General features: G+C 75.9%; 20 protein-coding genes. 2 read left to right on the top strand and 18 right to left on the bottom strand.

The annotated features are described in order from the left end of the window. Positions 1–110: 110 nt before the first annotated feature. Positions 111–3,020 (top strand): ATP-binding protein, encoded by a 2,910-nt coding sequence (locus OG956_RS33020; RefSeq protein WP_330341676.1) that lies wholly within the window; start codon positions 111–113, stop codon positions 3,018–3,020. A 1-nt stretch (position 3,021) separates the two neighbouring features. Here the strand turns inward: OG956_RS33020 and OG956_RS33015 are convergent, their stop codons facing one another. The 4 genes from OG956_RS33015 to OG956_RS33000 form a co-directional block, all read right to left on the bottom strand. Next, a complete protein-coding gene (locus tag OG956_RS33015; RefSeq protein WP_330341675.1) occupies positions 3,022–4,587 on the bottom strand; it encodes a phytoene desaturase family protein in 1,566 nt (521 codons plus the stop codon). 218 nt (positions 4,588–4,805) lie between these two features. Then, positions 4,806–6,956, bottom strand: a complete 2,151-nt coding sequence (locus OG956_RS33010; RefSeq protein ID WP_330341674.1) for a serine/threonine-protein kinase — start codon at positions 6,954–6,956, stop codon at positions 4,806–4,808. A gap of 120 nt (positions 6,957–7,076) precedes the next feature. Next, on the bottom strand, positions 7,077–7,919 hold the full coding sequence (locus tag OG956_RS33005) for an oxygenase MpaB family protein (protein ID WP_330341673.1): 843 nt from the start codon (positions 7,917–7,919) through the stop codon (positions 7,077–7,079). A gap of 41 nt (positions 7,920–7,960) precedes the next feature. Further along, complete coding sequence (locus OG956_RS33000) at positions 7,961–8,332, bottom strand: ferredoxin (protein ID WP_330341672.1); 372 nt, start codon at positions 8,330–8,332, stop codon at positions 7,961–7,963. 143 nt (positions 8,333–8,475) lie between these two features. Between OG956_RS33000 and OG956_RS32995 the strand changes: the two genes are divergently transcribed. Then, positions 8,476–8,844 carry a DUF6479 family protein gene (locus OG956_RS32995; RefSeq protein WP_330341671.1) on the top strand — a complete coding sequence of 123 codons (369 nt, stop codon included), beginning with the start codon at positions 8,476–8,478 and terminating at the stop codon, positions 8,842–8,844. A gap of 71 nt (positions 8,845–8,915) precedes the next feature. On the opposite strand, the gene OG956_RS32990 is transcribed toward OG956_RS32995, so the two are convergent. The 14 genes from OG956_RS32990 to OG956_RS32925 all read right to left on the bottom strand — a co-directional run bounded on the left by OG956_RS32990 (position 8,916) and on the right by OG956_RS32925 (position 23,936). Beyond that, positions 8,916–9,371 carry an RpiB/LacA/LacB family sugar-phosphate isomerase gene (locus OG956_RS32990; protein WP_330341670.1) on the bottom strand — a complete coding sequence of 152 codons (456 nt, stop codon included), beginning with the start codon at positions 9,369–9,371 and terminating at the stop codon, positions 8,916–8,918. 142 nt (positions 9,372–9,513) lie between these two features. Next, complete coding sequence (locus OG956_RS32985) at positions 9,514–11,046, bottom strand: ANTAR domain-containing protein (protein WP_330341669.1); 1,533 nt, start codon at positions 11,044–11,046, stop codon at positions 9,514–9,516. A 138-nt stretch (positions 11,047–11,184) separates the two neighbouring features. Then, a complete protein-coding gene (locus tag OG956_RS32980; protein WP_330341668.1) occupies positions 11,185–11,637 on the bottom strand; it encodes an STAS domain-containing protein in 453 nt (150 codons plus the stop codon). Positions 11,638–11,768: 131 nt separating this feature from the next. Continuing rightward, positions 11,769–12,677, bottom strand: a complete 909-nt coding sequence (locus OG956_RS32975) for a glycosyltransferase (protein ID WP_330341667.1) — start codon at positions 12,675–12,677, stop codon at positions 11,769–11,771. Next, positions 12,674–13,621 carry a glycosyltransferase family 2 protein gene (locus OG956_RS32970; RefSeq protein ID WP_330341666.1) on the bottom strand — a complete coding sequence of 316 codons (948 nt, stop codon included), beginning with the start codon at positions 13,619–13,621 and terminating at the stop codon, positions 12,674–12,676. The genes OG956_RS32975 and OG956_RS32970 overlap by 4 nt, the downstream gene beginning before the upstream one ends. Positions 13,622–13,746: 125 nt before the next feature. Next, positions 13,747–14,742 (bottom strand): glycosyltransferase family 9 protein, encoded by a 996-nt coding sequence (locus OG956_RS32965; protein WP_330341665.1) that lies wholly within the window; start codon positions 14,740–14,742, stop codon positions 13,747–13,749. A gap of 372 nt (positions 14,743–15,114) precedes the next feature. Further along, a complete protein-coding gene (locus OG956_RS32960) occupies positions 15,115–16,827 on the bottom strand; it encodes a PfkB family carbohydrate kinase (RefSeq protein ID WP_330341664.1) in 1,713 nt (570 codons plus the stop codon). After that, entirely contained in the window at positions 16,824–17,537 is a 714-nt protein-coding gene (locus OG956_RS32955) for a D-sedoheptulose-7-phosphate isomerase (RefSeq protein WP_330341663.1), read from the bottom strand. Before OG956_RS32955 ends, OG956_RS32960 begins: the two co-directional genes overlap by 4 nt. Continuing rightward, a complete protein-coding gene (locus tag OG956_RS32950) occupies positions 17,534–18,769 on the bottom strand; it encodes a glycosyltransferase (RefSeq protein ID WP_330341662.1) in 1,236 nt (411 codons plus the stop codon). The genes OG956_RS32955 and OG956_RS32950 overlap by 4 nt, the downstream gene beginning before the upstream one ends. Then, positions 18,766–19,728, bottom strand: a complete 963-nt coding sequence (locus OG956_RS32945) for a glycosyltransferase (protein ID WP_330341661.1) — start codon at positions 19,726–19,728, stop codon at positions 18,766–18,768. Before OG956_RS32945 ends, OG956_RS32950 begins: the two co-directional genes overlap by 4 nt. Further along, positions 19,725–20,735 carry a glycosyltransferase family 9 protein gene (locus tag OG956_RS32940; RefSeq protein ID WP_330341660.1) on the bottom strand — a complete coding sequence of 337 codons (1,011 nt, stop codon included), beginning with the start codon at positions 20,733–20,735 and terminating at the stop codon, positions 19,725–19,727. The genes OG956_RS32945 and OG956_RS32940 overlap by 4 nt, the downstream gene beginning before the upstream one ends. Next, the gene (locus OG956_RS32935) at positions 20,732–21,313 is read right to left on the bottom strand and encodes a D-glycero-alpha-D-manno-heptose-1,7-bisphosphate 7-phosphatase (RefSeq protein WP_330341659.1); all 582 of its coding nucleotides are present in this window, start codon (positions 21,311–21,313) and stop codon (positions 20,732–20,734) included. The genes OG956_RS32940 and OG956_RS32935 overlap by 4 nt, the downstream gene beginning before the upstream one ends. Then, complete coding sequence (locus OG956_RS32930) at positions 21,310–22,305, bottom strand: glycosyltransferase family 2 protein (protein WP_330341658.1); 996 nt, start codon at positions 22,303–22,305, stop codon at positions 21,310–21,312. Before OG956_RS32930 ends, OG956_RS32935 begins: the two co-directional genes overlap by 4 nt. Then, positions 22,302–23,936, bottom strand: a complete 1,635-nt coding sequence (locus OG956_RS32925) for a carbamoyltransferase family protein (RefSeq protein ID WP_330341657.1) — start codon at positions 23,934–23,936, stop codon at positions 22,302–22,304. The genes OG956_RS32930 and OG956_RS32925 overlap by 4 nt, the downstream gene beginning before the upstream one ends. Between the last annotated feature and the right edge of the window lie 13 nt (positions 23,937–23,949).

Below are 23,949 nucleotides of genomic sequence, written 5' to 3'. Positions count from 1 at the left end.
TCGCACCCTTCGGCGCAGGATTCATCCCATGGTGTCCATTCAGGACTGTTGGATCCCGGCGAGGCGTACGCTCGACTTCCCCGGCCGAACGACAGAAGGCGGTACGGCACATGGCGACGGAGCCGCGGCAACCCGTCTCGGAGCAACAGACGTTGATCGAGCGCAGCCGGGAGCTTCGGGCCCTCGACGCCGCGTTCCGCGAGCTGCGACGCACCAGGGACGGTCGGCCACGGGCCAGGCGCAGGGGACTGCTCGCCTTCACCGGGCCGGCCGGACTGGGCAAGACCGCACTCATCACGGAAGCCCGGGACCGGGCCGCGGAGCACGGATTCACGGTGCTGTCGGGCAGGGGCGCGGAGACTGAACAGGGCTCGGCGTTCCGCGTGGTGCGCCAGCTGCTGCAGCCCTCCCTGGCCGCCATGGACGGCCCGGAGCTCCGCGCTCTCCTGGGAAGTTGGTACGACATCGTCGCCGCCGTGCTCGGCCTCGAGGCGAAGGGACGCGCCCCTGCCCCCGACCCCACCGGGGTCCGTGAAGGCCTGGACTGGGTCATGACACGCCTCACGGTGAACAAGGCGCCGGTCGTCCTCCTTCTGGACGACCTGCACTGGGCGGACCCCGAGTCCCTGAAGTGGCTCGCCTCCTTCGCACCACGAGTCCATGACCTTCCCCTGCTGATCGTGGCCGCCTACCGGCCCGACGAACTGCCGCCGGAAGCCGGCGGACTGCGCGCGCTGGCGGGGCACCACGGGGAGCGCCCGCACGACCTGGCGCTGCTCAGCGCCGACGGCGTGGCGCGGATCGTCCGGAAGGAACTCGGAGAGACGGCCGAGGACCGGTTCTGCAAGGAATGCTGGTCCGCCACCGGCGGAAGCCCCTTCGAAGCGGTGGAGCTCGCCATCGGCCTGGCCAAGCGGAAACTCAGGGGCACCGAGGACGACCTGCCCGCTATGCGCGAGCTCGCCGCGGCGATCAAGGGACCGGGGCTGATCGAGCGCCTGGAACGGCTCGACACCGGCACCGTCCGCTTCGCCCACATCGCGGCCGTCCTCGGATCGCCCTTCTCCCCCCATCTCGCCGCCACCATCGCCGCGCTCGGCGAGGACGCCACGGCCGAGGCGATCCAGAAGCTGCGCGCAGCCAGGATCCTGGCCGGCGGTCACGGCCCGGAAGGGGAGATCGAGTTCCTTCACCCGCTGATCGCCACGACCATCTACCGGTCCATCAGGCCGGCCTTCCGTGCCGGTCTGCACAACGCCGCCGGGGAAACAGTCCTGGCCCTGGGATACGGTCCCACCGCAGCAGCCCGCCATCTGCTGGAGGTCCCCTGCGAGGGCCGGCCCGAGGCGGTCACCTGTTTCCGCGAAGCCGCCCGCGAGTATCTCCGCGCCGGGGCGACCGAGGCCGCCCGGCGTCTGCTGGATCGCGCACTGCGGGAACCGCCTCTCCCCGAGGACCGTGCCGCCGTTCTTCACGAACTCGCGTGCGCCACGTTCCTGATCGAGCCCACGGCGACGGTCAGGCATCTCCGTCAGGCGCTGTCCGAGCCCGACGTCGACCCCGATCTGCGCGCCTCCATAGTCTTCCGGCTCACGCAGGCTCTGGCCCACACCGACCAGCTGGCCGAGGCCGTGAGCGTGGCCACCGAGGAAGCGAGGCAGGCGCGGAATCCGCGCGTCAAACTCCGTATGCAGGCCGACCAGTTCGTCTGGGGCATGTTCCGCGCCGACGACCGCGACTCACGCGCGCGCTCCCGGAGACTCGCGCGTCTGGCCGACCAGTTGCCCGGCCGGAGCCTCGAGGAGCGCTACATCCTGGGGCTGCGGGCCTGGGACGCCGTCCTGCGCGGCGAACCGCGGCAGACCGCTGTCGCGTATGCCGAGAAGGCGCTGGACGGCGGCATGAGCTGGACCGACGAGAACCGCGGGTTCGAGGTACCCGCTTCGGTGGCACTGGTCTTCATGTACGGCGACCAGCCGCGACGCGCCGAGGAGCTGTTCAGCAGGGGCATCGCGGAGTGCGTGGCCAAGGGGTGGCGCGGCTCCCACCTGGCCCTCGGCCAGACTCTCGCCGGTTACATCCGGTACCGCCGCGGATGCCTGGCCGAAGCCGACGACCTGGTCCGGGACGGTCTGCGCATCGCCGGTGAGGTGGACGGGGCCGTGCCCGCCCAGTGGTTCGCCCTCGGCATCCTGATCCAGACTCTGCTGGCCCGCGGGCGTGTCACCGAGGCGCGCGCCGTCGCAGACGAACACCACTTCGGTGAGACGACTCTCAACGCCGTCATCTATCCCGACCCCCGCACCGTCTACGCCGAACTCCTCCTGGCCGAAGGCCGGCACGCCGAGGCCGTGCCGCTGCTGGCCTCCGTCGGGGAGTGGCTGGACGGGCGGGGCTGGCGCAACCCGGCGTGGTGTCCGTGGCAGCTGCGGCTCGCGACCGCCCTCGCTCCCACCGCGCCGGAGGAGGCGCTCGGCCATGCCCAGGACGCCGTGAAGCGGGCCCGGGACTTCGGTTCGGCCTCCGCCGTCGGGCAGGCCCTGCACACACTCGCCGAGGTGACCGGCGGGCCGGCGGCGCTCGACCTGTACGCGCAGGCCGTCGACCATCTGGAGCAGTCGCCGGCCGCCTGTGAACTGGCCCGCGCCCAGATCGGGCACGGCGCCGCGCTGTCCCGCAACGGCCGGTTGCAGGAGGCCGCCGACCGGCTGTACCAGGGGCTGGAGGGCGCCGTCCACTGCGGGGCCGAGGCCCTGGCCGCCCGGGCCAGGGCGGAGCTCTCGACCGCGGGCCTGCGCCCGCTGCCGCTGCGCTACGCCCAGGCGGACACCCTGTCCGCCCACGAGCGCCGAGCCGCCGAACTGACCGTCCAGGGGCAGCCGGTGCCGGTGGTCGCCAAGGAGCTGAGCCTGACGGAGCAGGGCGTGCGGCAGTTACTGTCCAGCGTGTACCGCAAAATAGGCACCGACTCCTCGGGCCTCGCCAAGTTTCTGGAGGGCTGTCCTCAGCCGCCCTCGTGACTCATGAGGTGGCCTCCAGCACTGCCATCGCCGCGTTGTGTCCCGGCACGCCGCTCACGCCTCCCCCGCGTACGGCGCCCGCGCCGCACAGCAGGACGTTCGCGTGCCGGGTCTCCACTCCCCAACGGCCCGTGTCCTCCTGGGCGTAGGGCCAGGACAGGGCGCGGTGGAAGATGTTCCCGCCGGGCAGCCTCAGGTCCCGTTCGAGGTCGAGCGGGGTCTTGGCCTCGATGCAGGGGCGGCCGTCGGCGTCGGTGGCCAGGCAGTCGGCGAGGGGTTCGGCGAGGTGGGCGTCGAGCTGGGCCAGGGTGGACTTCAGCAGCTCCTCGCGCACGGCGTCGTTGTCCCGGTCGAACAGCCGGGCCGGGGTGTGCAGGCCGAACAGGGTGAGCGTCTGGTAGCCGCGCCCGGCGAGGTCGGGGCCGAGGATGGTGGGGTCGGTCAGGGAGTGGCAGTAGATCTCCGAGGGCGGCACGGCGGGGAGTTCGCCGGCGGCGGCCTGGGCGTGGGCGGTGGCGAGCTGCCGGTAGCCCTCGGCGATGTGGAAGGTTCCGGCGAACGCCTCGCGCGGGTCGACGGCCGTGTCGCGCAGCCTCGGCAGCCGGGTGAGCAGCATGTTGACCTTGAGCTGGGCGCCCTCGGCGGGTTCGGGCGCCGGGTCGCCGGTGAGGGCGGCCAGTTCGTGCGGGGAGGCGTTCACCAGCACGTGCCGGGCGGCGGCCACGCCTTCGCCGTCGGCCGTGCGGTAGGTGACCTCGGCGCGGTCGCCGTCGGTGGCGATCCGGACCGCCTCGTGTCCGGTCGCGATGACCGCGCCCGCCGTACGGGCCGCCGCCGCCAGGGCGTCGGTGAGGGCGCCCATGCCGCCGACGGGCACGTCCCAGGCGCCGGTGCCGCCGCCGATGACGTGGTAGAGGAAGCAGCGGTTCTGGGCGAGGGTGGGGTCGTGCGCGTCGGCGAAGGTGCCGATCAGGGCGTCGGTGAGGACGACGCCGCGCACGAGGTCGTCCTCGAAGGTCTCCTCGACGGCGACGCCGATCGGTTCCTCGAACAGGGTCCGCCAGGCGGTCTCGTCGTCGATGCGGCGGCGCAGTTCGTCGCGGGTGGGCAGCGGCTCGGTGAGGGTGGGGAAGACGCGCTCGGCGACGCGCGTGGTCATGCCGTAGAAGCGCTGCCAGGCCTGGTACTCGCGCTCGCCGCCGGTCAGCCGGGCGAAGGCCTCCCGGGTGCGCTGCTCGCCGCCGCCGACGAGGAGTCCGGTGGGCCGGCCGTCGCGCTCCGCCGGGGTGTAGGAGGAGATGGTGCGGGCGCGCACCCGGAAGTCGAGTCCGAGGTCCCGGACGATCTTCTGCGGCAGCAGGCTGACCAGGTACGAGTAGCGCGACAGCCGGGCGTCGACGCCGGCGAAGGGGCGGGTGGAGACCGCGGCGCCGCCGATGTGGTCCAGCCGTTCCAGCACCAGCACCGACCGGCCGGCGCGGGCCAGGTAGGCGGCGGCCACCAGGCCGTTGTGTCCGCCGCCGACGATGACGGCGTCGTAGGTGCGGGTGTGCTCGTTGGCAGGCATGGTTCTTCGTAACACGTGATGATCCACGACGGCCAGAGGCATGCCCTGTCCCTGCCGGCCGGGCACGCCCGTGTGACCTGCGCCGGTGCCGCCCGCCAACCGTACTGGGGTGGGCACACGCGATCCCGGGTGCGCAGGGGCGACACGGAGGTCGGCATAGGCGATCCAGGGCGCGCACATGCGATACGGAGGTGGGCAGAGGATCGGCGGGCGCGGGGTCAGGCACCGTCCGGTGCCGGCCGCAGGCGGAGCGCCGCGACCCTGCGGTACAGGTCGCCCGCCTCTCTGCCGTGGCCGAGCCGCTCCAGGCAGTGTGCCTCGTCGTCGCGGGCGGCGAGGGTGTCGGGGTGGTCCGGGCCGAGGCTCTGCTCGCGGGTGGCGGCGAGTCGCCGGTACTCGGTGAGGGCCTCCGCCCAGCGCCCCAGCCAGCCGAGGGCGACCGCGACCTCGCGGCGGCTGACGAGCGTGTCGGGGTGGGCGGGGCCGAGGATCTGCTCGCGCAGCAGGCAGACGTCCCGGGCCTCGGCGAGGGCGTCCTCCCAGCGCCCGAGCCGGCCGAGGTTGACTCCGAGGCCGTGCCGGGCGCGCAGCGTCTCGGGATGGGTGGGGCCCTGGACGCGGGTGCGGTCCGTGATCAGCTCGCGGTACACGCGCAGGGCGTCCGCGCTGCGGCCGAGTCGGCCGAGGCTGAGGGCGGTCTCGTAGCGGGCGGCGAGGGTGTCGGGATGGTCGGCGCCCAGGACCCGGGCCCGGGCCTCGGCGACCGCGCGGTAGAGGGTCAGAGCCTCCTCCCAGCGGCCCGACTGGCCCTGGGCGTAGGCGAGTTCGCAGCGCGAGACCAGGGTGTCGGGGTGGTCGGGGCCGAGCACCCGGGCGCGGGCGGCGGCCGCCTCCCGGGCCGTACGGCAGGCGTCGTCCAGCAGGCCGAGCCGGCCGAGGGTGCAGGCGAGGTTGTGCCGGCAGCGCAGGGTGTCGGGGTGGTCGGGCCCCTGGACGCGCATCCGGGCGGCGAGTACCTCCGCGTACACCTGGCGGGCCTCGACGTGGCGGCCCAGCCGGCCCAGCGTGTAGGCGGTCTCCTGGCGGGCGGCGAGGGTGTCGGGGTGGTCGGCGCCGAGCAGCCGGGCGGCGGCCTCGGCGAGGTCGGTGTAGGCGGCCAGCGCCTCGGTGGCGCGGCCGGCGCGGAGCAGCGCGCCGGCGGACTCGTACCGGCCGGCCAGCCTCCCGGGGCTGTCGGCGGTTGTGCGCTCCGCGTGGGGGACCGGCACGGCCCGCCGTACGGCCGCCGGTCCGGGGCGGCCGGGCGTGTCCGGGTGACGGCGGTCGCCTGCCGGGCACGGCATCGCGTCCCGTCGGGGTGCGTTCCAGCGGCCCGACAGTGCCGCCCCGGCGTCCGGGGGCAGGGCGCCGGGTCCCGTGCCGAGCGCCTTGTGGCCGGTGGTCATGCCGCAGGTCCAGGAGGGCAGGCGGGCCGCGCCTCGCCTCTCCGGGATCCCGATCGCCGTGGCCGAGGGGCCCGTTGGACGAGCGTCCCGGAGCCGGCGGACCAACTCCCCGGCGTCGCAGGGCCGTTCCTCGGGCCGTTTGGCGAGGAGGCCGAGGATGACGTCCTCCAGGTGTCCGGGCAGGTCGGGACGCAGTGCACGCGGGGGCCGGGGCGGGGTGTCGCGGTGCCCGATGAGGATCGCCCAGGCGTCCTCCAGGTCGAACGGCGGGGCGCCGGTGGCGAGTTCGTACAGCACGCAGCCCAGCGAGTACAGGTCGCTGCGCTGGTCCACCCCGTCGCCGCCGATCTGTTCGGGAGACATGTAGTGCGGGGTGCCGAGGGCGACGCCGGTGCCGGTCAGCCGGGCGGTGAGGCCGATGTCGTGGCCGAGGCGGGCGATGCCGAAGTCGCAGATCTTCACGGCGCCGTCGGTCAGGCGCACGATGTTGGCCGGCTTCAGGTCGCGGTGGACGACGCCCTGCTTGTGGGTGTAGGCGAGGGCGGCGGCGACCTGTCCGGCGATGTCGAGCACGTCGTCCACCGGCAGCGGATGCCCCTTGTTGCCCGCCAGCAGCCGGCTCAGGTCGCGACCCTCCAGCAGCTCCATGACCAGGTACGGGATCCCGTCGTACTCGCCGAAGTCGTGCACGACCGTCACCCCCGGGTGCGACAGGGCGGCGGCGACCCGTGCCTCGCGGCGGAACCGCTCCCCCAGGACGGAGGCGAGGGACGGATCGTGGTACGGCCCCAGCGGTTTGAGGCACTTCACCGCGACCCGCCGGCCCAGGGACTCGTCCCGGGCCCGCCACACCTCGCCCATACCGCCGCGCCCGATCAGGTCGAGCAGCCGGTACCGGCCCTGAACCAGCCTGTTCTCCCCCATAGCGATCCGCCGCCCCCGTCGCCGTCCGCCCCGCCGCCGGGAGGCCGCACGGCACCGCGCCCGGCCGCACCGCGCCGGTCCGGTCCGCGTCGTACCCCCCTGCTCGTCCAGTATGGCGGTCTATGGCCGGACTTTGTACGGTGCCGGACGCGCCTGCGGTCCCAGCCTCGCCATGGCCCGCAGGATGTGTTTGGGCGGCAGTTGCCAGCGCACACGTGCGGGAACGCACCGCAGCAGGGCGCCGGTGCCCCGCAGCCGGCGGGTGACGACGGCGGGTGCGGGGGCCGGTCTGCCGTACAGCGCGTGGGCGTACGGCGGCAGAGCGGCGTACGCCAACTGCGCCACGCGCCGCCACAGCACCTCGCGCGCCGGGATGAGGAGGGGGTGCGTCGGAGGGCGGAGCAGGAAGTCGTCCACCGCGCGTGCCTCGGGGCCCGCCGCCAGGTGCGGGCGCACCGCGGCGAAGTACGCGGCGAGTTCCGCCCGGCTCGCGGGGACGGTCCGCGGGTCGAGCCCGACCAGGCGGGCGCTGACCCGGTGTTCGGCTATGTACCGGTCGGCCTGGGCGTCGGTGAGGGGGAAGCCGGAGCGGCGCAGGACGTGCAGATAGGAGTCGATCTCCGCGCAGTGCACCCACAGCAGCAGCTCGGGCTCGTCCACGCCGTAGCGCTCACCGGTGTCCGGGTCGGTCGCCTTCAGCATGCTGTGGATCCTGCGCACCCGGGCACCGGCCCGCTCGGCGGCCTCGGTCGTGCCGTACGTCGTCGTGCCGACGAAGTTCGCGGTGCGCATCAGCCGGCCCCAGGCGTCGCTGCGGAAGTCGGAGTTCTGCATGACTCCGCGCACCGCGCGCGGATGCAGGGCCTGGAGGTAGAGCGCGCGGACGCCGGCGACCCACATCATGGGGTCGCCGTGCATCTGCCAGGTCACGGAGTTCGGCGTGAACAGCCCGGGGTCGCCCATGCCCGCAGGCTAGCGCCGCGTCCTGAAGCCGATCCAGGAGGTCAGCTGAGACTGCGCAGGAACTCCGAGCACGCTTCGGCGCAGGCGCGGCAGGACGCCGCGGCCGACTCGGCGCCGGGCTGCGAGTCGAAGGCGCGGGCGCACTCCAGGCAGACCGAGCGGCACCACTCCAGCCTGACCCGGATCTCCCCCTCGTCCTTCAGGCTCTCCTCGCCGAGGACATGGCACGTGGCGTCGCACACCTCGGCGCACATGATGCCCAGCCTGCGCACCCGCTCGTTGGACTCGGCGCCGTCGGGGTCGACCAGGCTCGCGCGAACCGCGCAGGCCCGGGCGCACTCCGTGCACGCCTGGGCACAGGCGAAGCGGTCCTCCAGGAACCGGTAGAGCTGCTGGGAAGTCGGCGATGTCACACCCAGCGGGTAGCCGGGGCGCGGGGGCGCAAACCCGCTCTCGCGGACGAAGGGCCCATCCCCCGGGCAGCACCGCCACCGGTCCGCTACCGATCATCGAAGCTGTCCGGTTCGTCCGGTTCTGTGCTGGGTATTCCTCTCGTATGGATACTGCCTCGATGCAGCTGGCCGCGACGAGCGGCCTGATAGTCCTCGTGCTGTTCGTCGTGATCGGCCTGGGGCTGATCGGGATGCTCGCCGGAGGTTTCTGGCTGACCTCCCGGGTCAAGTACCGCGAGTCCCCCCGGCCGCGGCCCGAGGAACAGCCGAAGCTGCCGCCGGAGGGCCCGGTGGGCGAGCTCCGGGAGAACAGGGAGTCCCAGGAGGTTCCCCGGACACCCGAGGGCGGCCGCCCGCTCACCCCGTACGAGCTGACCAACATGGACTCCAGGCCGAGCGCGTCGAAGGACCGTCCGCGCTGGAGCCGGGGTTCCAGCGGCTCGTTCGGCGGCGGCGGACTCGGCGCCCACTGAGTCCGTACGCCCGAGCCCGTACGCCGCATCGCCGAGGTCAGGCTCCACCGCCCGTCGGACGCCGTGCGCCGCTAGGCATCCGTCCTGGCGGCGTCCAGGCGGCCGACGCGGGCCACGTTCTGCCGGTCCTCGGGGTCGTCGCTGGGTTCGGCGGCGAACCAGGCGTCCAGGATCTCCTTCAGCAGCGGCTCGGAGGTCAGGCGCAGACTCAGCGCGAGGACGTTGGCGTCGTTCCAGCGGCGGGCGCCGTCCGCGGTGGCGGCGTCCGTGCACAGCGCGGCGCGCACGCCGGGCACCTTGTTGGCCGCGATGGACGCGCCCGTGCCGGTCCAGCAGCACACCACCGCCTGGTCGGCGGTGCCGTCCGCCACCTCCCGGGCGGCCGCCTCCGAGCAGGCCGCCCACTGCGCGTCGGCCCCGGGCCGCAGCGCCCCGTGCGGGCGCACGTCGTGGCCGCGCCGTCTCAGCTCGTCGAGGAGAAGGCGGGCCACGGGTTCGTCCATGTCGGAGGAGACGGAGATACGCATACGGCCGAGCGTAATCGGCCGCTACGGCGCGGCGCAGGGCCGGCGGCCGTGCGGCGGTTCCGTGCTCCGTCCTGCCGGGCGGGCGCCGGTGAGCGCGCCCTTCGGTGCGCTCACCCGGCGGTGCCCGGGACGGGATGTGCGCTCACTCAGGGTGGTCGGGGCGCTGCGCCGGAGGCGTGCCGCCGCCTTCGCCGCCGCCCTTGCGGCCCTTGTCCGTGCCGTGCGGGCGGGCGCCCGCGCCCTGGCCGGCTCCCTGGCGGGCCTTGAGCTCGCCGCTGTCCTGCGGGGTGGCGCCACCCTTGTCACTGCGCCGCTGTTCGGGCTGCTGCGGATTCGACATGCGCCGGTCTCCCTCCGGGTGGTGCGTGCTGCGTGCGGGGTCCGGGTTCCCAGGCCGGCCGGGGTCACCCATGCCGTGCTCGGCGGGCGGCGCGGTGGCGGTCAGCGCCCGGTGGAGGTGCTCGAGGGCGTCGAGGAGTACGGAGCGGTGGTACCAGCTCAGCCAGGCCGCCGCGTCCGCGGCCAGCAGACCGAGGGCCTCCGCCTGGGCCGGGGTCGGCCGGTGCCCGGCGTCGGGCCAGTGCAGGGTGATCACGCCGGTGCAGGAGCCTGCCGAGGACAGCACCGGGACGCTCTGCAGGGCGGCGGTGCCCGTGCTGAGCAGGACGCGCCGCGACTCCTCGGAGAGGAGCGCGTCGGCGGCCACGTCGGGCACGCTCACCCGGCGCCCGCGCAGCCGGGCGAGCGCGTCGGCCGTGCCCTCCTCCCAGCCGCGCACGAGGTGGTCGAGAAACGCGTCGGGGCAGCCGTAATGGGTCTCCGGGACCAGCGCGTTCACGGCCGGGTCGACGAGCAGCACATACCCGGCCGGGGCCCGCCCGATGGCCAGCGCCTCGTGCAGCACGGCGTCGATCATCTGCCGCCGGTAGCGGGGGTCGCGGCCGTCCCGGGCGAGGATCCGCAGCTGCGGCACGGGCAGGGGGCGGCGGCCCGGGAACCACACCTCGCCGTGCGGGGGGCGGGCCACGACGACGGCGGAGACGAGGACGCGCAACGGCACGTTGCACCGCTGCGAGGCCTCGCGCAGCGCCCGGAAGGCGCTGCCGGAGTCCGGCAGGCCGTAGCGGACCATGAGGACGCCCTGCGCCATGCCGATGACGGGGGCGGTGCGCACCCGGGCGCGCAGCGCGCGGACCTCCGTGCGCAGGTCCTCGTAACTGGGCCGCAGCGGATCCGCCATCTGCGACCGCCAGGCGGGCAGGTCCTCCGCCGGTGAGGCGGCGCGGGCCAGCTCGCGCAGCGCCTCGTCGAGAGTGGCGTAGAGCCGTACACCGTCCAGGCGGGCCAGGTGCACCGCCTCGCGCACTCCGGGGCGGGCCCGGACGATGATCAGGTCCGGGCGTCCGGTGCGGGCCCGGGTCGTCTCGCTGAGCGTGTGCAGGACGGCGGCGCCGCCGAGCTGCACGTGGGCCATGTCGAGCACGGGCCTGAGTCCCGCGCGGTCGGCCTCCTCGAGGTGGCCGCGCAGCTCCGCCGACCAGGCCTGGGCGCCCGCGGCGTCGAGGCTGCCGGACATGCGCAGCAGCAGCGCTCCCTCGGCGGGCAGCCCTTCGACGACGGACGACTCGATGACGAGCCGTGCCGGAGCGGCGGGCGGGTCGGAAGAGGGCTTCATGGCATCACCCGGGCGGGACGTCGCGACGGACTGGGGCGGCCTCTTCCCGACCTGCGGCCACGGTAGGGGCCCGGTGGCCGCCGCGCCATGCACCGCGCCGGTCGGGGCCGGGCGTGCGCTCGCCGGCCGGCCGTGCGCTCACCAATCGGTGCCGCCGGGTGCGGGGCCCGTGCGTCTTCGGGCTTCCAGGGAGCTCAGGGCCGACGCCATGGTGGCGTGCACCCGGACGCCGGGCAGCCCCGCGGCGCGCAGCGCCTCGCGCACGTGCGGCCGGGGCTGTACGACGGGCAGGGCGCGGCCGGAGAAGGCGAGGACCCCGGTGGCCCGGTCCACGGACCGCACGGCGGCGGCGCAGGCGAGGTACACCTCGGTCATGTCGAGGACGGCGTGTTCGGCGGCCCGGTCGGCCTGGGCGATGTGCTCGGCGAGCGCCTCGGAGAACTCCACGGCGTTGGAGGCGTCGACCGTGCCCCGCGCCTTCAGGACGCTGACCGTGCCGGTCTCCGGCCGGTGCTCGTGCACGGTCTGCATGAGCAGCGGGGCGGGGCCGCCGGGGCGGGCCCGGGGACGGGACAGCTGACCTTTTTCCATGGGCGTCGGACTTCCTGGCTGGGAAGGTGCGGGAAGGATCAGCCGGCCGCGTCTTGACCGGGAGTTCACTGTGCCTCCGGCCCCACAGGTGATGCAACGATTCGGCTCGGGCGTGTCGCGCCCCGGCCGGCTCAGCCGACGTACCGCCGGGCGGGTGAGGTGCGGCGGGCCCGTTCGAGCGCGGCGAGCCGGCGTTCCAGGTCCGGCGGCACCGGGTCGCGCTGGCGCAGCACCCAGGGCAGACCGGCGGTGGCGTGGGCGAACGCGCGCACCGAGGCGGCGTCCCGGGGCACGGTCCGCAGCAGGTGCCCGGTGCGGCGCAGCGCCGGCAGCAGGGGGCGGCGCAGCCAGGTGAACCACAGGGTGTTGCGGATGCCGAGGACGCGGCGGGCCGTGCTGTCGCGCAGCCGGGAGGCGTGGTGGTGGACGGTGAGCTCCTCGGCGTAGGCCAGCCACCAGCCCTGCCGCAGCAGGTCGCAGGCGAGCAGTTCCTCCTCGCCGCCGAGCCACAGACCGGGGTGGAAGCCGCCTCCGGACCGGAAGGCCTCGGTGCGCAGCACGGTGGCGCCGGCGAGGAAGGAGCCGAGGGCCGGTCCGGGGAGCCAGTCGGGGCCGGTGAGCGGGGACTCGCGCAGTTCGCGGACGACGGGGTCCTCGGTGCCGTCCGGTTCCACGACGATCCGCGCGGTCACGGCGGCGAGCCGGGGCCGGGCGTCGAGCAGGTCGGCGGCGCGCCGCAGGCTGCCGGGCTCCCACCAGGTGTCGTCGTCGCAGAAGGCCACGTAGGGGGTGGTGACGTGCCGGACGGCGAGGTTGCGGCCGACGGCGCCGAGGTTGCGGCCCGGGCGCAGCAGCGTCACCTCGGGGAAGTCGCGGGCGACGGCTTCGGCGGTGCCGTCGCGTGAGGCGTTGTCGGTGACGATCACGCGGGGGCGTTCGGGCAGCCGGCGCAGCAGGCGCAGGGTGCGCAGCAGTTCCGCGCGGCGGTTGTGGGTGATCATGACGACGGTCGTACGGCCGTCGGGCCCGCCCCGGGTCATCGCCGGCCGCCTTCCCCGGCGCCGGCGCGTCCGGCCGGGTGCCGGTCGAGCATGCGGGCGGCGTGTTCGACGTGCGGGGGCAGGGCGCGGCGCCGGGCCAGGGCGGCCGGGAACCGGGCGAGGGCCTCCTTCAGGGCGCGGCGTGCCCCGGGGCGGTCGGCCGCGGCGGCCAGCGCGAGGTCGGTGCCGGCCCGCAGGACGACGGGCCAGGGGCGGCGCAGGCAGGTGGTGAGGACGTGGTTGCGCCGGACCAGGAAGGGGCGGCCGGTGCGGCCGTCGGTGCCGGGGTGGTGGCGGGCGCGCAGGGAGGGTTCGTAGGCGACGCCCCAGCCGCCGGCGGCCAGGTCGTAGGCGAGCAGGGTCTCCTCGCCGCCGAAGAAGAGCAGCGGGTGGAAGCCGCCCACGGCGAGGAAGGCCTCCCGGCGCACCACGCTGGCACAGCCGAGGAAGCCCAGCACCGGGCGGCCGGGCAGGTCGGGCTCGGGCGGCAGGGGCGAGTCGGCGAGGACGGCGTTGAGGGGGTCCTCGTCGGCCTCGTCGCCGACCAGCGTGCGCGCGGCGAGCAGGCCGAGCCGGGAATGGCGGTCGAGGAGATCGGCGGCGCGGGCGAGGCTGCCGGGCTCCCACCAGGAGTCGTCGTCGCTGAAGGCGACGTAGGGCGTGCGGGCGTGCCGGACGGCCAGGTTGCGGCCGAGGGCGCCGGTGTTGGCGGCGGGGCGCAGCAGACGGTCCAGGGCCGGGTGGCCGAGCACGGCCCTGCGGGTGCTGTCATCGCGGGAGTTGTCGACGACGATGACCGGCGGCCGCTCGGGCAGCCCGGCCAGCGCGTCGAGCGTGCGCAGCAGGCTGGCCGGCCGGTCGCGGGTGATCACGGCGACGCTGACCCGCGGATCCCCCGCAGCCGCGGCCCCACGGGCGGTGCCGGGCACGGACTCAGTGGACACGCGCCACCTCCCCTCGGACGCCGGCCCTGCCCGGCAGGACGGCCGGTCCGTCACGGCTGATCATGGCGACACCGACCCGCGGATCCCCCGCAGCCGCGGCCCCACGGGCGGTGCCGGGCACGGACTCAGTGGACACGCGCCACCTCCGGTCGGGCGTCGGGGGCGCCGTCGCGGACCGGGCGCAGCAGGGTCAGGCAGGCCGCGGCGACCTCGCCGGAGCGGATGCGCAGCAGGCGGGCGTCGGGGGTGGGGCCGTGCGGGTCGCCGGGCGGGCCGGGCTTCCACAGGGCCAGGTGGCGGCGGCTCGGGGGCGGCCCCCACAGGCGCGGGGAGACGGGGCCGAACAGGGTGACCGAGGGAGTGCCGTGGGCGACCGCGAGATGCGCCGGGCCGGTGTCGCCGCTGAGGACGAGGGACGCCCCGGCGACCAGTGCGGACAGCTCCCCGTACGGCAGGCCGCCGGCGAGCACGTCGCCGGCGGGCAGTCCGCTGCGCTCGGCGACCGAACGCACCAGGGCCTCCTCGCCGGGGCCGCCGGTGAGCACCACGTGGTGGCCGGCCGCGCGCAGGCACCGTACGACGGCGGCGTACCGCTCCCCCGGCCAGCGGCGGGAGCCGGAGGCCGCGCCGGGATGCACGACCACGGCGCCCGGCACCGGTGACGGTGTGTCCGGCTCGGGGAGGCGCAGGTCCAGGGGGTCCGCCGGGATGCCGTAGGCGTGCAGGAAGGCGCACCAGCGGTCCCGTTCGTGGGCCTGCGCCTGCCAGGGCGGGCCGTCCGGGCAGGCGTGCGCGAGCAGCCGGCGCGGGTGCAGCGCGGCGAGGGCGTCGCGGCTCTCCGGGCCGTTGCCGTGCAGGTCGATCGCCACGTCGGGCGGCGGTCCGGCCCAGTGCGTGAGGGACGGCACCGCCCGCCCCGGCGCCTCGGCCGGGAACACGGCGTCGACCGCCCCGGTGGCGAGGGCCGCCTCGGTCAGCCCCGGCGGCAGGGCGAGCAGGATCCGGTGCCCGGGAAAGGCCCGGCGCACACCGCGCAACGCGGGCACACCGGCAAGCAGATCACCGAGGCCCAGGGCGCGCAGGACCAGAACGGTCGGGGAGCGGTGCAGGGTGAGGGTCACCGGATGGGTCCTCCGAAGGGTGCGGGAGCCGGGACTCGACGAACGGGCGGGTACCACGCGGCGAGCGGCCGACGCCTTGCCGAGGGTCTACGGCCGGGTGGGCGACGAACGGTGGCACGGCGGGCCGGGCCGGGGCGGTGACCGAGGCTCTCTGAGCGGCTCCGGCCGCGTGGACGATGACGGTGGTGCGGCCGACCGCGTCCGGGACGAGGGGGGACGCCCCGCCGGGTGTTGCGCCGCCGGCAGGCATCGGACCGGGCGGGACGCGGGGGTCGCCCGGTGCCTCCACGCCGTCCTCCTGCCGGGGCCGGGTCGGGACGGCGGGCGGGCGACAGCCTCCGGGTGAAGCCCCGGCCGGGCCGGCGGCGGTGGTCACCTTGTGCGGCCTGCGGCCGGGGCCGGGCTCTGGGCGGCGCGGCGGGCCAGACCGGTGGTGGAGCGGCCGTCGAGGTACGGCAGCAGCAGGACCTGGCCGCCCCAGCTCTCCACCAGGGGCTGTTCCGGCAGCTCGGTACGGGCGTAGTCGCCGCCCTTCGCCCAGATGTGCGGGCGGAGTTCGCCGAGGATGCGTTCCGGCGTGTCCTCGTCGAACACGGCGACCGCGTCCACGCACTCCAGTGCCCGCAGCACCCTGACCCGGTCGGCGACGGGCACCAGGGGGCGGCCGGCGCCCTTGCGGCGGCGCACCGAGTCGTCGGAGTTCACGCAGACGATCAGGCAGTCGCCGGCCCGGCGTGCGGCCTGCAGGAGGGCCACGTGCCCGGCGTGCAGCAGGTCGAAGCAGCCGCCCGCGGCGACGACGGTGCCGCCCGCGCTCCGCACCCGGGCAGCCGTGCGCACGGCGTCACTGGTGGTGTCGCCGTCCGCGGGCGCGGCCTGGGGCGGGTCCGGCTGCTCGGCGGCGGCGACCGCGCGGGCCCCGCCCTCGGCGACATACCGGGTCGCGGCGTGCACGGCGGCCTGTACGGCGGCCTCGGTGAGCGCCCCGTCGGCGAGCAGGCCGGCGGCGGTCGCGGCGAACCGGTCGCCGGCGCCGCACGGGTCGCCTGCCGCGGCGGCCGGGGTCGGCACCAGCAGCGGGGTCTCACCGTGGGAGAGCAGCGCGCCGCGCTCGCCGAGGGTCACGGCGACGGCCCGTGCCCGCCAGGCCCGGACCAGGGTGCGGGCATCCCGCGCGGCGGCGCGCAGCCCTTCCTCGTCGCCGGACCCACCTGAGCCGTGAACCCCGTGGGACCCGTCCGGCCCCTCGGATCCGCGGGCCCCGGCGAAGCCGCCGGACGGGTCGGACGCACCGGTCCCGCCAGAGCCGTGAGACCTGCCCGAACGCTCGGCTCCGTGAGCCCCGGCACGGTCGCCGGACCGGCCGGACTCACCGGCCCCGCCGGACCCGTACGCCCCGTCGGAGCCGCCAGCCGCGTGGAACCCGCCGGACCCGCCCGCCCTCTCGTAGCCGCCGGACCCACCGGACCCGGACAGCCCTCCGACCCCGCCGGACCCGTCGCCACCCGTCACGTGCCGGGCGAAGGTGCGGGCCTCCTGCGCCGACGGTGTGACCAGGCGGACGCCGGGGACGGGGGGAAGGCCGCGTACGTGGGGGTCCCAGACCATGGGGGCCGGCGTCCGGGCGAGGGCGTCCCGCAGGACGTCGGCCGTGCCCCGGCCGTAGTCGGCGACCAGGATGCCGCGGGCGCCGGTGATCGCGTCCTCGGCGGCCCCCGTCGCCGCGCGGGCGCGTCCCTCGCCGTCGTCCAGGCGGAGCAGCGGCCGGTCCCCGGCCAGGACCCGGGTCTTGCTGCTCAGCGTGCCCTCCAGCGGCACCTCCACCAGCTCGACCCGGCCCGCCAGCAGCTCGCGCAGGGTCCGGCTGGCGCTGTCGTCGCCGAGCGCGGTGACGAGCGTGACCGGGCGGCCGTCCGCCGCGGCGAGACAGGCGGCGAGGGCCGCGCCGCCGGGGCGGGAGCTGCGCCGGGCGCCGTGCACCACCGGCACGGGGGCGTCCGGGGCCAGGCGCTCGGCCCGGCCGCACAGGTCGTGGTCGAGCAGTGCGTCGCCGACGACGACCAGGGGGGTGCGCGTGCTCGTCATGTCTGTCCCTTCCGGTGCGCGGCGGGCGCGACGGTGCGGGCCCGGCCGACGAGCCGGCCGACGACGCCCGGCCTGCCGTCCACCCCGTCGCCGCCGGCCCGGCCGGCCGCTCCGCGCTCGACGGCCTGGTCGAAGGCCTCGCACAGCATGTGCACGGCGACCAGGTGGAGTTCCTGCACGGTGGCGGCCACCGGCGCGTCCACGCACAGGGCCTCGTCGGCGCCGAGCTGGAGCGGGTTGGGCGCGCGGCCGGTCAGCGCCCACACCGTCATGCCCAGGCGGTGGGCGCGGTCGGCGGCGGCCAGCAGGTTGGCGCTCGCGCCGCTGGTGGACAGCAGCATGAGCACGTCCCCGCGGCGGCCGTGGGCGGCGGTCTGCCGGGCGAACACCTCCTGGACGCCGTAGTCGTTGGCGATCGCGGTGGTGGAGGAGGTGTCGGCGTGCAGGGCGACCGCGGAGAACGGCGGCCGGTCGTCGCGGTAGCGGCCGACGAGTTCGGCGGTCAGGTGCTGCGCCTGGGCGGCGCTGCCGCCGTTGCCGGCGACGAGCAGCCGGGCTCCGGCGCCCAGCCTGCGGGCGAGTTCGCCGCCCCACCGTTCGAGGAGGGGACCGTGGTCGCGGAAGGCGTCCAGGGCCTTCGCGAGGTCGTCGCAGTGAGTGGCGCCCACGGCGCCGTCCACGGGGGTCTCGGTGCCGCTGCCGGTCTTCATCGCACCACTCCCGAGAGCGAGGGGATCGAGGAGACGGCGCCGTACACCGCGGCCACGCCGTCGGCCACCCGGTCCCATGTGTAGTGGGTCAGCACGCGCCGCCGGCCGGCGGCCCCGTAGCGGGCGAGCCGTTCGGGGTCGGCGAGGAGGGCGCGCACGACCGGCCCGAGGTCGTGATCCTCGTCGGCCGGCACCAGGACGCCGGTGGTGCCGTCCACGACCGTGTCGAGCTGGCCGCCGACGGCGGTGGCGACGACCGGGGTGGCGCAGGCCATGGCTTCCAGCGGGACGATGCCGAACGGCTCGTAGCGCGGCAGTGACAGCACGAGGTCGGCGTCGGCCATCAGGGCGGGCATCCGGTCCCGGCCCACCCCGCCGAGCAGGGTGACGCGGTCGGCGACGCCGTACTCGGCGGCGATCGCGGCGAGGCGGCGGGCCTCGGGGTCGGCGCCGAGCAGCCCGGCCCCGGGGCCGCCGGCGACGACCAGTTCGGCGCCGGGAATGCCGGCGAGGGCGCGGATGGCGCGGTCGAAGCCCTTGCGGGGCACCAGCCGGCCGACGGACAGGAGCCGTTTGCGGGCGCCGGCGGGCCGGATCCGGGGGGCGGGCCGGAACTGGTCGGGGTCGACTCCGCAGGGCACGATGCTGATCCGGTCCTCGTCCAGGCCCATCGCCTTCAGTTCGGCGACCTCGTCGCTGCAGGTGGCGATGATGCGGGCGCAGTCGTGGCCGACGGCCTCCTCTATGGCGAGGCGCTGCGGCGGGCTGGTGTCCGAGGCGCCCTGGTAGCGCTTCTTCACGGTGCCCAGCGCGTGGTAGGTCTGCACGACCGGTATGCCGAGCTCGCGGGCTCCGGCCAGGGCGGCCAGGCCGGACATCCAGAAGTGGGCGTGTACCACGTCCGGTGGGTCCAGCGACCACTGCCGGGCCAGGAAGTCGCCGAACTCGCTCATGTGCGGCAGGAGTTCGTCCTTGGGGACGGGTGCGGGCGGCCCGGCGGGCACGTGCACCACCTGCACTCCGTCGTCGAGGGTCACCCGGTCCGGCAGGTCCGCCGAGTCCCGCCGGGTGTACACCGTGACCCGGTGTCCCCTTCTGGCGAGTTGCCGGGCGACCTGGGCGACGTACACGTTCTGGCCGCCGGCGTCGGGTCCGCCGAGCGCGGCCAGCGGGCTGGCGTGCTCGGACACCATGGCGACGCGCCCGGCCGGGTGGCGGGTACGGCTGCTCATCGGGTGACCTCCTTGATCAGGCGCTCCCAGTCGTCGAGGAAGCGCCGCTCTCCGTAGCGGGCCTGTGCCGCCGCCCGGGCCGCCGCGCCGGTGCGGCGGGCGAGTGCGGGGTCGGCGAGAAAGGCGCGTACGGCGTCCTCCAGTACGTCGAGGCGGTTCGAGACCACCCCGGCGCCGTCGGGGACCGCCTCGCGCACCTCGGTGGTGTCGAGGGCGACCACCGGCATGCCCAGGAACATCGCCTCCAGCAGCGACAGCCCGAGCGAGGTCCAGCGCACGGGGTGCAGATAGAGGCGGCAGCGGGCCATCTCCCGGTGCAGCTCGTGCTGGGGCAGGTCACGCGTGCGGCAGCGTTCGGGCGGCAGGCCGAGGTGGTCGGCGAGCCCTTCGGTGCGCATGCCGAAGACGTCCAGGGGTGCGCAGCGGGCGAACCGGGGCAGCAGGTCGGTGCCGGTGGTCCGGCCCCGGCGCACGGGTTCGTTGACCACGACGGCGGCGCGCCGCTCGGTGCCGGTGTACAGCGGGCCGGGATCGATGATGCCGTGCTCGACGACCTCGGTCGGGGCCTGGCCGCTGTCCCACATGAGCCGGTTGAAGTGGGTGACGTGCACGATCGGGATCGCGGACTGCGCGGCCAGCGGGTGGGGCTGGCGTTCGGGCGTCTCGTCGGGACTGTTGTGCTCGACGTACACGGCGGGCACGTCCACGCCGGGCCGGCGGCCGGTCCAGCGCAGGGCCAGGTCGAGTTCGTGCGGCCGCTGCAGCACCATCAGGTCGATGTCGGCGTCCCAGAGTTCCTTCGGGGTGCGTTCCTCGACGGTCTGCGGCCAGTCCCAGGTCACGGCGCGGCCGAGCCCGTCGGGCCCGCGGTCCTCGGTGACCGGGACCAGGTAGGTGTGCAGGCCCTGCACGAAGGCGGTGAGCCACGATCCGTGCACGTGCCAGACGAGGATGTTCATGAGTGGCGCTCCTGGATGAGCTTGTGCACCGCGCGCACCACGTCCTGCCCGGTGACCTCGTCCAGGCAGGGGTGTCCGGGCACGGGACAGGTCAGGGCCCGGGTGTTCGCGCACGGCGCCGACTGGTCGCCGAGCAGGATGGCGGGGACGCCGTACGGCGCCCAGCGTCCGGCGGGCACCACCGGCGCGAACAGGGACACGACGGGGGTGCCGACGGCCGCGGCGAGGTGGGCGGGTCCGGTGTTGGCGCTGATCACGACGTCGGCCATGCGCAGCACTCCGGCCAGGGTGCGCGGGGAGGTGCGGCCGCCGAGGTCGACGGCCAGGTCGCCGCTCACGCAGCGGGTGAGCACCCGCTCGTGCGGGCCGCCGGTGACGACCACGCGGTGCCCGGCGTCGGTGAGCAGGCCGACCGCCTCCGCGCAGCGCCGCGGGCTCCAGGCGCGGGCGGGGGCGCTGGCCCCGGGGTGCAGGACGACGTAGGGGCCGTAGCCGGTCAGGGCGCTGGTGTCGGGGGGCGGCAGGACGCGCAGCCTGCCGTTGTCCCCGGCGGGCAGCCGGAAGCCCATGGCGGCCGCGGTGTCCAGGGCCGCCTCGGCCTCGTGCCGGCCGGGCAGCCTGCGGTGCCGCACGTCGAGCAGCCGTCCGGGGTGGTCGACGCTGTCGGCGCCGATCCGGTGCACGCCCGCGAGGCGCAGCAGCAGGGCGGTGGGCAGGGGGCTCTGGTGGAAGGAGGTGAGGACGAGCGCGGAGTCGAAGGCGCCGGCGCGCAGCCGGGCGACCAGCGCGTCGATGTCCCCCGGGTCCACGTCCGGCGGGTCGAAGCCCTCCCAGGGCGCCTCCCACACCACCAGCTCGTCGACACCGGGCAGCAGTTCCGCGGCGTCGGCGCCGCGCGGCCCGCACAGCAGGGTGACGTGCGTGCTGTGGGCGGCGACGGCGCGCACGGCCGGGCCGGCGAGCAGCACGTCGCCGAAGCTGTCGAGCCGGACGACGAGGGACCTCATGGCGACGGCCTCCCCTCCGGGACCGCCGCCTGCGGCGGGAGCGGGCGCGTCCGGTCCGGGGCCGCCGCGAGCGCGCCGCGTACGGCGGTGAGCAGGTCGGGGGCGCTGTCCTCGGCGAAACGTGCCACCTCCGCCGGCGCCGTGGCCGCGTTGGGGACGAGCACCCCCCGGGCGCCCGCCGCGCGGGCCGCCAGCACGTCGGCGGCGATGTCGCCGATCACCAGGCACCGGGCGGGCGGGACACCGAGGCGCGCAGCGGCCGTGAACACCAGTCCGGGGCGCGGTTTGCGGCAGTCGCAGCCGGCGTCCGGGGCGTGCGGGCAGAACACCCAGGTGTCCAGGCCGCCCAGCAGGGTGTCGGCGCGCTCGTTGACCCGGCGCACCTGGTCGGCGGTGAGCAGTCCGCGCCCGATGCCGGACTGGTTGCTGACCACCCCGGTGGCCAGGCCGTGGGACCGGGCGAGGGCGACGGCCTCGGCGGCGCCGGGCAGCAGCCGGACGCGGTCGGGGTCGCCGTTGTAGGGCACGTCCGCCACGAGGGTGCCGTCGCGGTCGAACAGGACGGCGCACACGGTCATGCGGCGCCTCCCAGGGGTCGGGCGTGCCGGTGGCGGACCACACCGCGCAGCCAGTGCCGGACGGCGAGGGGCGGTATGAGCACGCTGGTGCCGGCCATCGAGGCGATCTCGCGGGCAGTGCGGGGGCCGGGCAGGATGCGGGCGAGGGCGAACTCGGCGGTGCCGAGCGTCCACAGGGCGGCGCAGACGGCCGCGGCGCGGCGGCGGCCGGCGAGGGCGCAGCCGGCGGCGGCCAGCGCGGCGCCGGTGACCGCCAGGTGGCGGGGCAGCCGGCCGCGGGGCGCCTCGGCGCGGCTCCACCAGTCGCGGCCGTGCAGCCGGTTCATCAGCGCGTCGTCGGCGTTGCCGCGCTGCGCGGGCAGCGAGGCCCACCAGTGGGCGGGGCGGACCGGGTGGCGGGTGACGCGCCGGCCGCGCCGCAGCGTCCAGCCGGCCCGCTGCACCCGCAGGGCGAGGTCGGCGTCCTCGCGGAAGGCGCGCGGGAAGCGCTCGTCGAAGCCGCCGGCCCGGGTGAGCGCGTCGGTGCGGTAGGCCATGTCGGCGGTGGCCCAGGCGGCGTTCTCCAGGCCCTTGGTGTTGCGTTCCCAGTCGGTGGGCCGGCGGTCCAGGGGCAGGGGGACATGCAGCTGCCCCTGGATGCCGCCGACGTCCTCCCCGGCCTCCCGCAGGTCCTCGGCGAGCAGCCGGGACCAGTCCGGGAGCACCTGGACGTCGTCGTCGAGGAAGACCGTCCAGGGGGTCGTGACGGTACGCCAGCCGGCGTTGCGGGCGGCGGCCGGGCCCTTGCCGCCGGTGCGCAGGGTGCGTATCCGTTCGCGCAGCGGCCCGGCCGCGTCCAGCGGCAGTGCGCCGTCGGGTGCGGGCCGGTCGTCGACGACGATCACCTCGTGCGGCGGGTTCCCCTCGGCCTCGGCGAGCGCGCGCAGGCACTCGGCGAGGCAGGGGCGGCCGATCGTCGGGACGACGACGCTGTAGGCGGGCGCGCCGGTCATGCGAACGCCCTCCCGCGGCGGACCGCGAACGGGCCGAGCACCAGCAGGTCCACGGGTGCGGAGCCGAAGCACTCCAGGGCGTCGCGCGGGTCGTCGACCATGGGCCTTCCGGCGGTGTTCAGGCTGGTGTTGACGACCACCGGCAGCCCGGTGCGCCGCTCGAACCCGTCGATCATGCGGGCCACCAGGGGCTCCTGGGCGCGGTCGACGGTCTGGATGCGCGCGGTGCCGTCGACATGGACGACGGCCGGGATGCGGGCCTTCCACTCGGCGGCCACGTCGTGCACGAAGAGCATGTGCGGGCTGGGCAGCGGACCGTCGAAGATCTCGGCGGCGCGCTCGGCGAGCACCATGGGCGCGACGGGCCGGAACTCCTCGCGTCCCTTGACGGCGTTGAGGCGTTCCAGGTTCTCCGCCCTGCCGGGGTGGGCCAGCAGGGAGCGGTGGCCCAGGGCGCGCGGCCCGTACTCGCTGCGGCCCTGGAACCAGGCCACGATCCCGTCGGCGGCCAGCGCCTCGGCGGCGGTCTCGGCGATGTCTGCGGGCTCCTCGTACGGTACGGCGGCCCGCTCCAGCCACTGCCGCAGCTCGGCGTCGCTCCAGCCCCGGCCGAGCGCGGCCGTCGGCATCGGCTGCAGGGTGTCCTTCTGGCCCGCGACATGGGCGGCCGCGCCGAGGGCCGTACCGGCGTCCCCGGCGGCCGGCTGCACCCACACGTGCTCGAAGCCGCTCTCCCGCCACAGCCGGGTGTTGGCGACGCAGTTCAGCGCGACTCCGCCGGCCATGGTGAGCGCGTCCTCGCCGGTGTGTTCGCGCAGCCACCGGGCCAGGGCGAGCATGGCCTCCTCCAGGCACAGCTGGGCGCTGGCGGCGAGGTCGGCGTGGTCCTGGCTCCAGGAGCCGCCGGCCGGGCGCGGCGGGACGAACTCGGCCCAGGGCACGGGCCGGGCCCGGAAGCCGCCCCCGTCGCCGGGGCGGACGTACTCCCGCAGCCGCTCGGCGAAGCGCGGGGTGCCGTAGGAGGCGAGTGCCATCACCTTGAACTCGTCGCTGCTGCGCAGGAATCCGAGGTGCTGGGTGAGATCCTCGTAGAACAGGCCGAGGGAGTCGGGCAGTTCCTGGGTGTGCAGGACGGTCAGCTCCCGGCCGGTGTAGCGGCCGGCCAGGTGGGAGCCGCATTCGCCGCGGCCGTCGAGGACGAGCACGGCGCAGTCCGGGTACGGCGAGACGGGCCCGGCGGAGGCGGCGTGCGCCACGTGGTGGGGGACGAACCTCACCTTGGCCGGGTCGAGGCCGGGCAGCGCCTCGGCGAGGAAGCCGGGGGCCTGGCGGGCGTACTCCTGGCGGAGGTGGTCCCAGGGGTCGTTCAGGCCCATCTCCTCGGCGGGCCGGGCGAGCGCCGGATCGTAGGAGTAGGCGACGGCGTCCAGGTCGGACGGGGTGAGGCCGGCCTGCTGCAGACACCAGCGGGCCGACTGCTCCGGCAGCTCCCACGCGGAGAAGGGCACGGGCCGTTTGCCGTGCTTGCGGCGCGAGAACCGCTCCTCCTCCGCCGCCGCCACGACCTTGCCGTCGGTGATCAGGGCGGCCGCGGGGTCGTGGAAGAGTGCGTTGATACCGAGGACGTGCATGCGGTGTCTCTCT

Source organism: Streptomyces sp. NBC_00557 (assembly GCF_036345995.1).
Lineage (GTDB): Bacteria > Actinomycetota > Actinomycetes > Streptomycetales > Streptomycetaceae > Streptomyces.
The sequence above is the reverse complement of the archived record's forward strand: the minus strand, read 5'-3'. Positions and strand labels throughout refer to the sequence as shown.

What these genes read in the sequence shown, in the direction of transcription:
- OG956_RS33020 (WP_330341676.1), top strand. Translation starts at nt 111, where the DNA reads ATGGCGACGGAGCCGCGGCAACCCGTCTCGGAGCAACAGACGTTGATC.
- OG956_RS33015 (WP_330341675.1), bottom strand. Translation starts at nt 4,587, where the DNA reads ATGCCTGCCAACGAGCACACCCGCACCTACGACGCCGTCATCGTCGGC.
- OG956_RS33010 (WP_330341674.1), bottom strand. Translation starts at nt 6,956, where the DNA reads ATGGGGGAGAACAGGCTGGTTCAGGGCCGGTACCGGCTGCTCGACCTG.
- OG956_RS33005 (WP_330341673.1), bottom strand. Translation starts at nt 7,919, where the DNA reads ATGGGCGACCCCGGGCTGTTCACGCCGAACTCCGTGACCTGGCAGATG.
- OG956_RS32995 (WP_330341671.1), top strand. Translation starts at nt 8,476, where the DNA reads ATGGATACTGCCTCGATGCAGCTGGCCGCGACGAGCGGCCTGATAGTC.
- OG956_RS32990 (WP_330341670.1), bottom strand. Translation starts at nt 9,371, where the DNA reads ATGCGTATCTCCGTCTCCTCCGACATGGACGAACCCGTGGCCCGCCTT.
- OG956_RS32985 (WP_330341669.1), bottom strand. Translation starts at nt 11,046, where the DNA reads ATGAAGCCCTCTTCCGACCCGCCCGCCGCTCCGGCACGGCTCGTCATC.
- OG956_RS32980 (WP_330341668.1), bottom strand. Translation starts at nt 11,637, where the DNA reads ATGGAAAAAGGTCAGCTGTCCCGTCCCCGGGCCCGCCCCGGCGGCCCC.
- OG956_RS32975 (WP_330341667.1), bottom strand. Translation starts at nt 12,677, where the DNA reads ATGACCCGGGGCGGGCCCGACGGCCGTACGACCGTCGTCATGATCACC.
- OG956_RS32960 (WP_330341664.1), bottom strand. Translation starts at nt 16,827, where the DNA reads ATGACGAGCACGCGCACCCCCCTGGTCGTCGTCGGCGACGCACTGCTC.
- OG956_RS32955 (WP_330341663.1), bottom strand. Translation starts at nt 17,537, where the DNA reads ATGAAGACCGGCAGCGGCACCGAGACCCCCGTGGACGGCGCCGTGGGC.
- OG956_RS32950 (WP_330341662.1), bottom strand. Translation starts at nt 18,769, where the DNA reads ATGAGCAGCCGTACCCGCCACCCGGCCGGGCGCGTCGCCATGGTGTCC.
- OG956_RS32945 (WP_330341661.1), bottom strand. Translation starts at nt 19,728, where the DNA reads ATGAACATCCTCGTCTGGCACGTGCACGGATCGTGGCTCACCGCCTTC.
- OG956_RS32940 (WP_330341660.1), bottom strand. Translation starts at nt 20,735, where the DNA reads ATGAGGTCCCTCGTCGTCCGGCTCGACAGCTTCGGCGACGTGCTGCTC.
- OG956_RS32935 (WP_330341659.1), bottom strand. Translation starts at nt 21,313, where the DNA reads ATGACCGTGTGCGCCGTCCTGTTCGACCGCGACGGCACCCTCGTGGCG.
- OG956_RS32930 (WP_330341658.1), bottom strand. Translation starts at nt 22,305, where the DNA reads ATGACCGGCGCGCCCGCCTACAGCGTCGTCGTCCCGACGATCGGCCGC.
- OG956_RS32925 (WP_330341657.1), bottom strand. Translation starts at nt 23,936, where the DNA reads ATGCACGTCCTCGGTATCAACGCACTCTTCCACGACCCCGCGGCCGCC.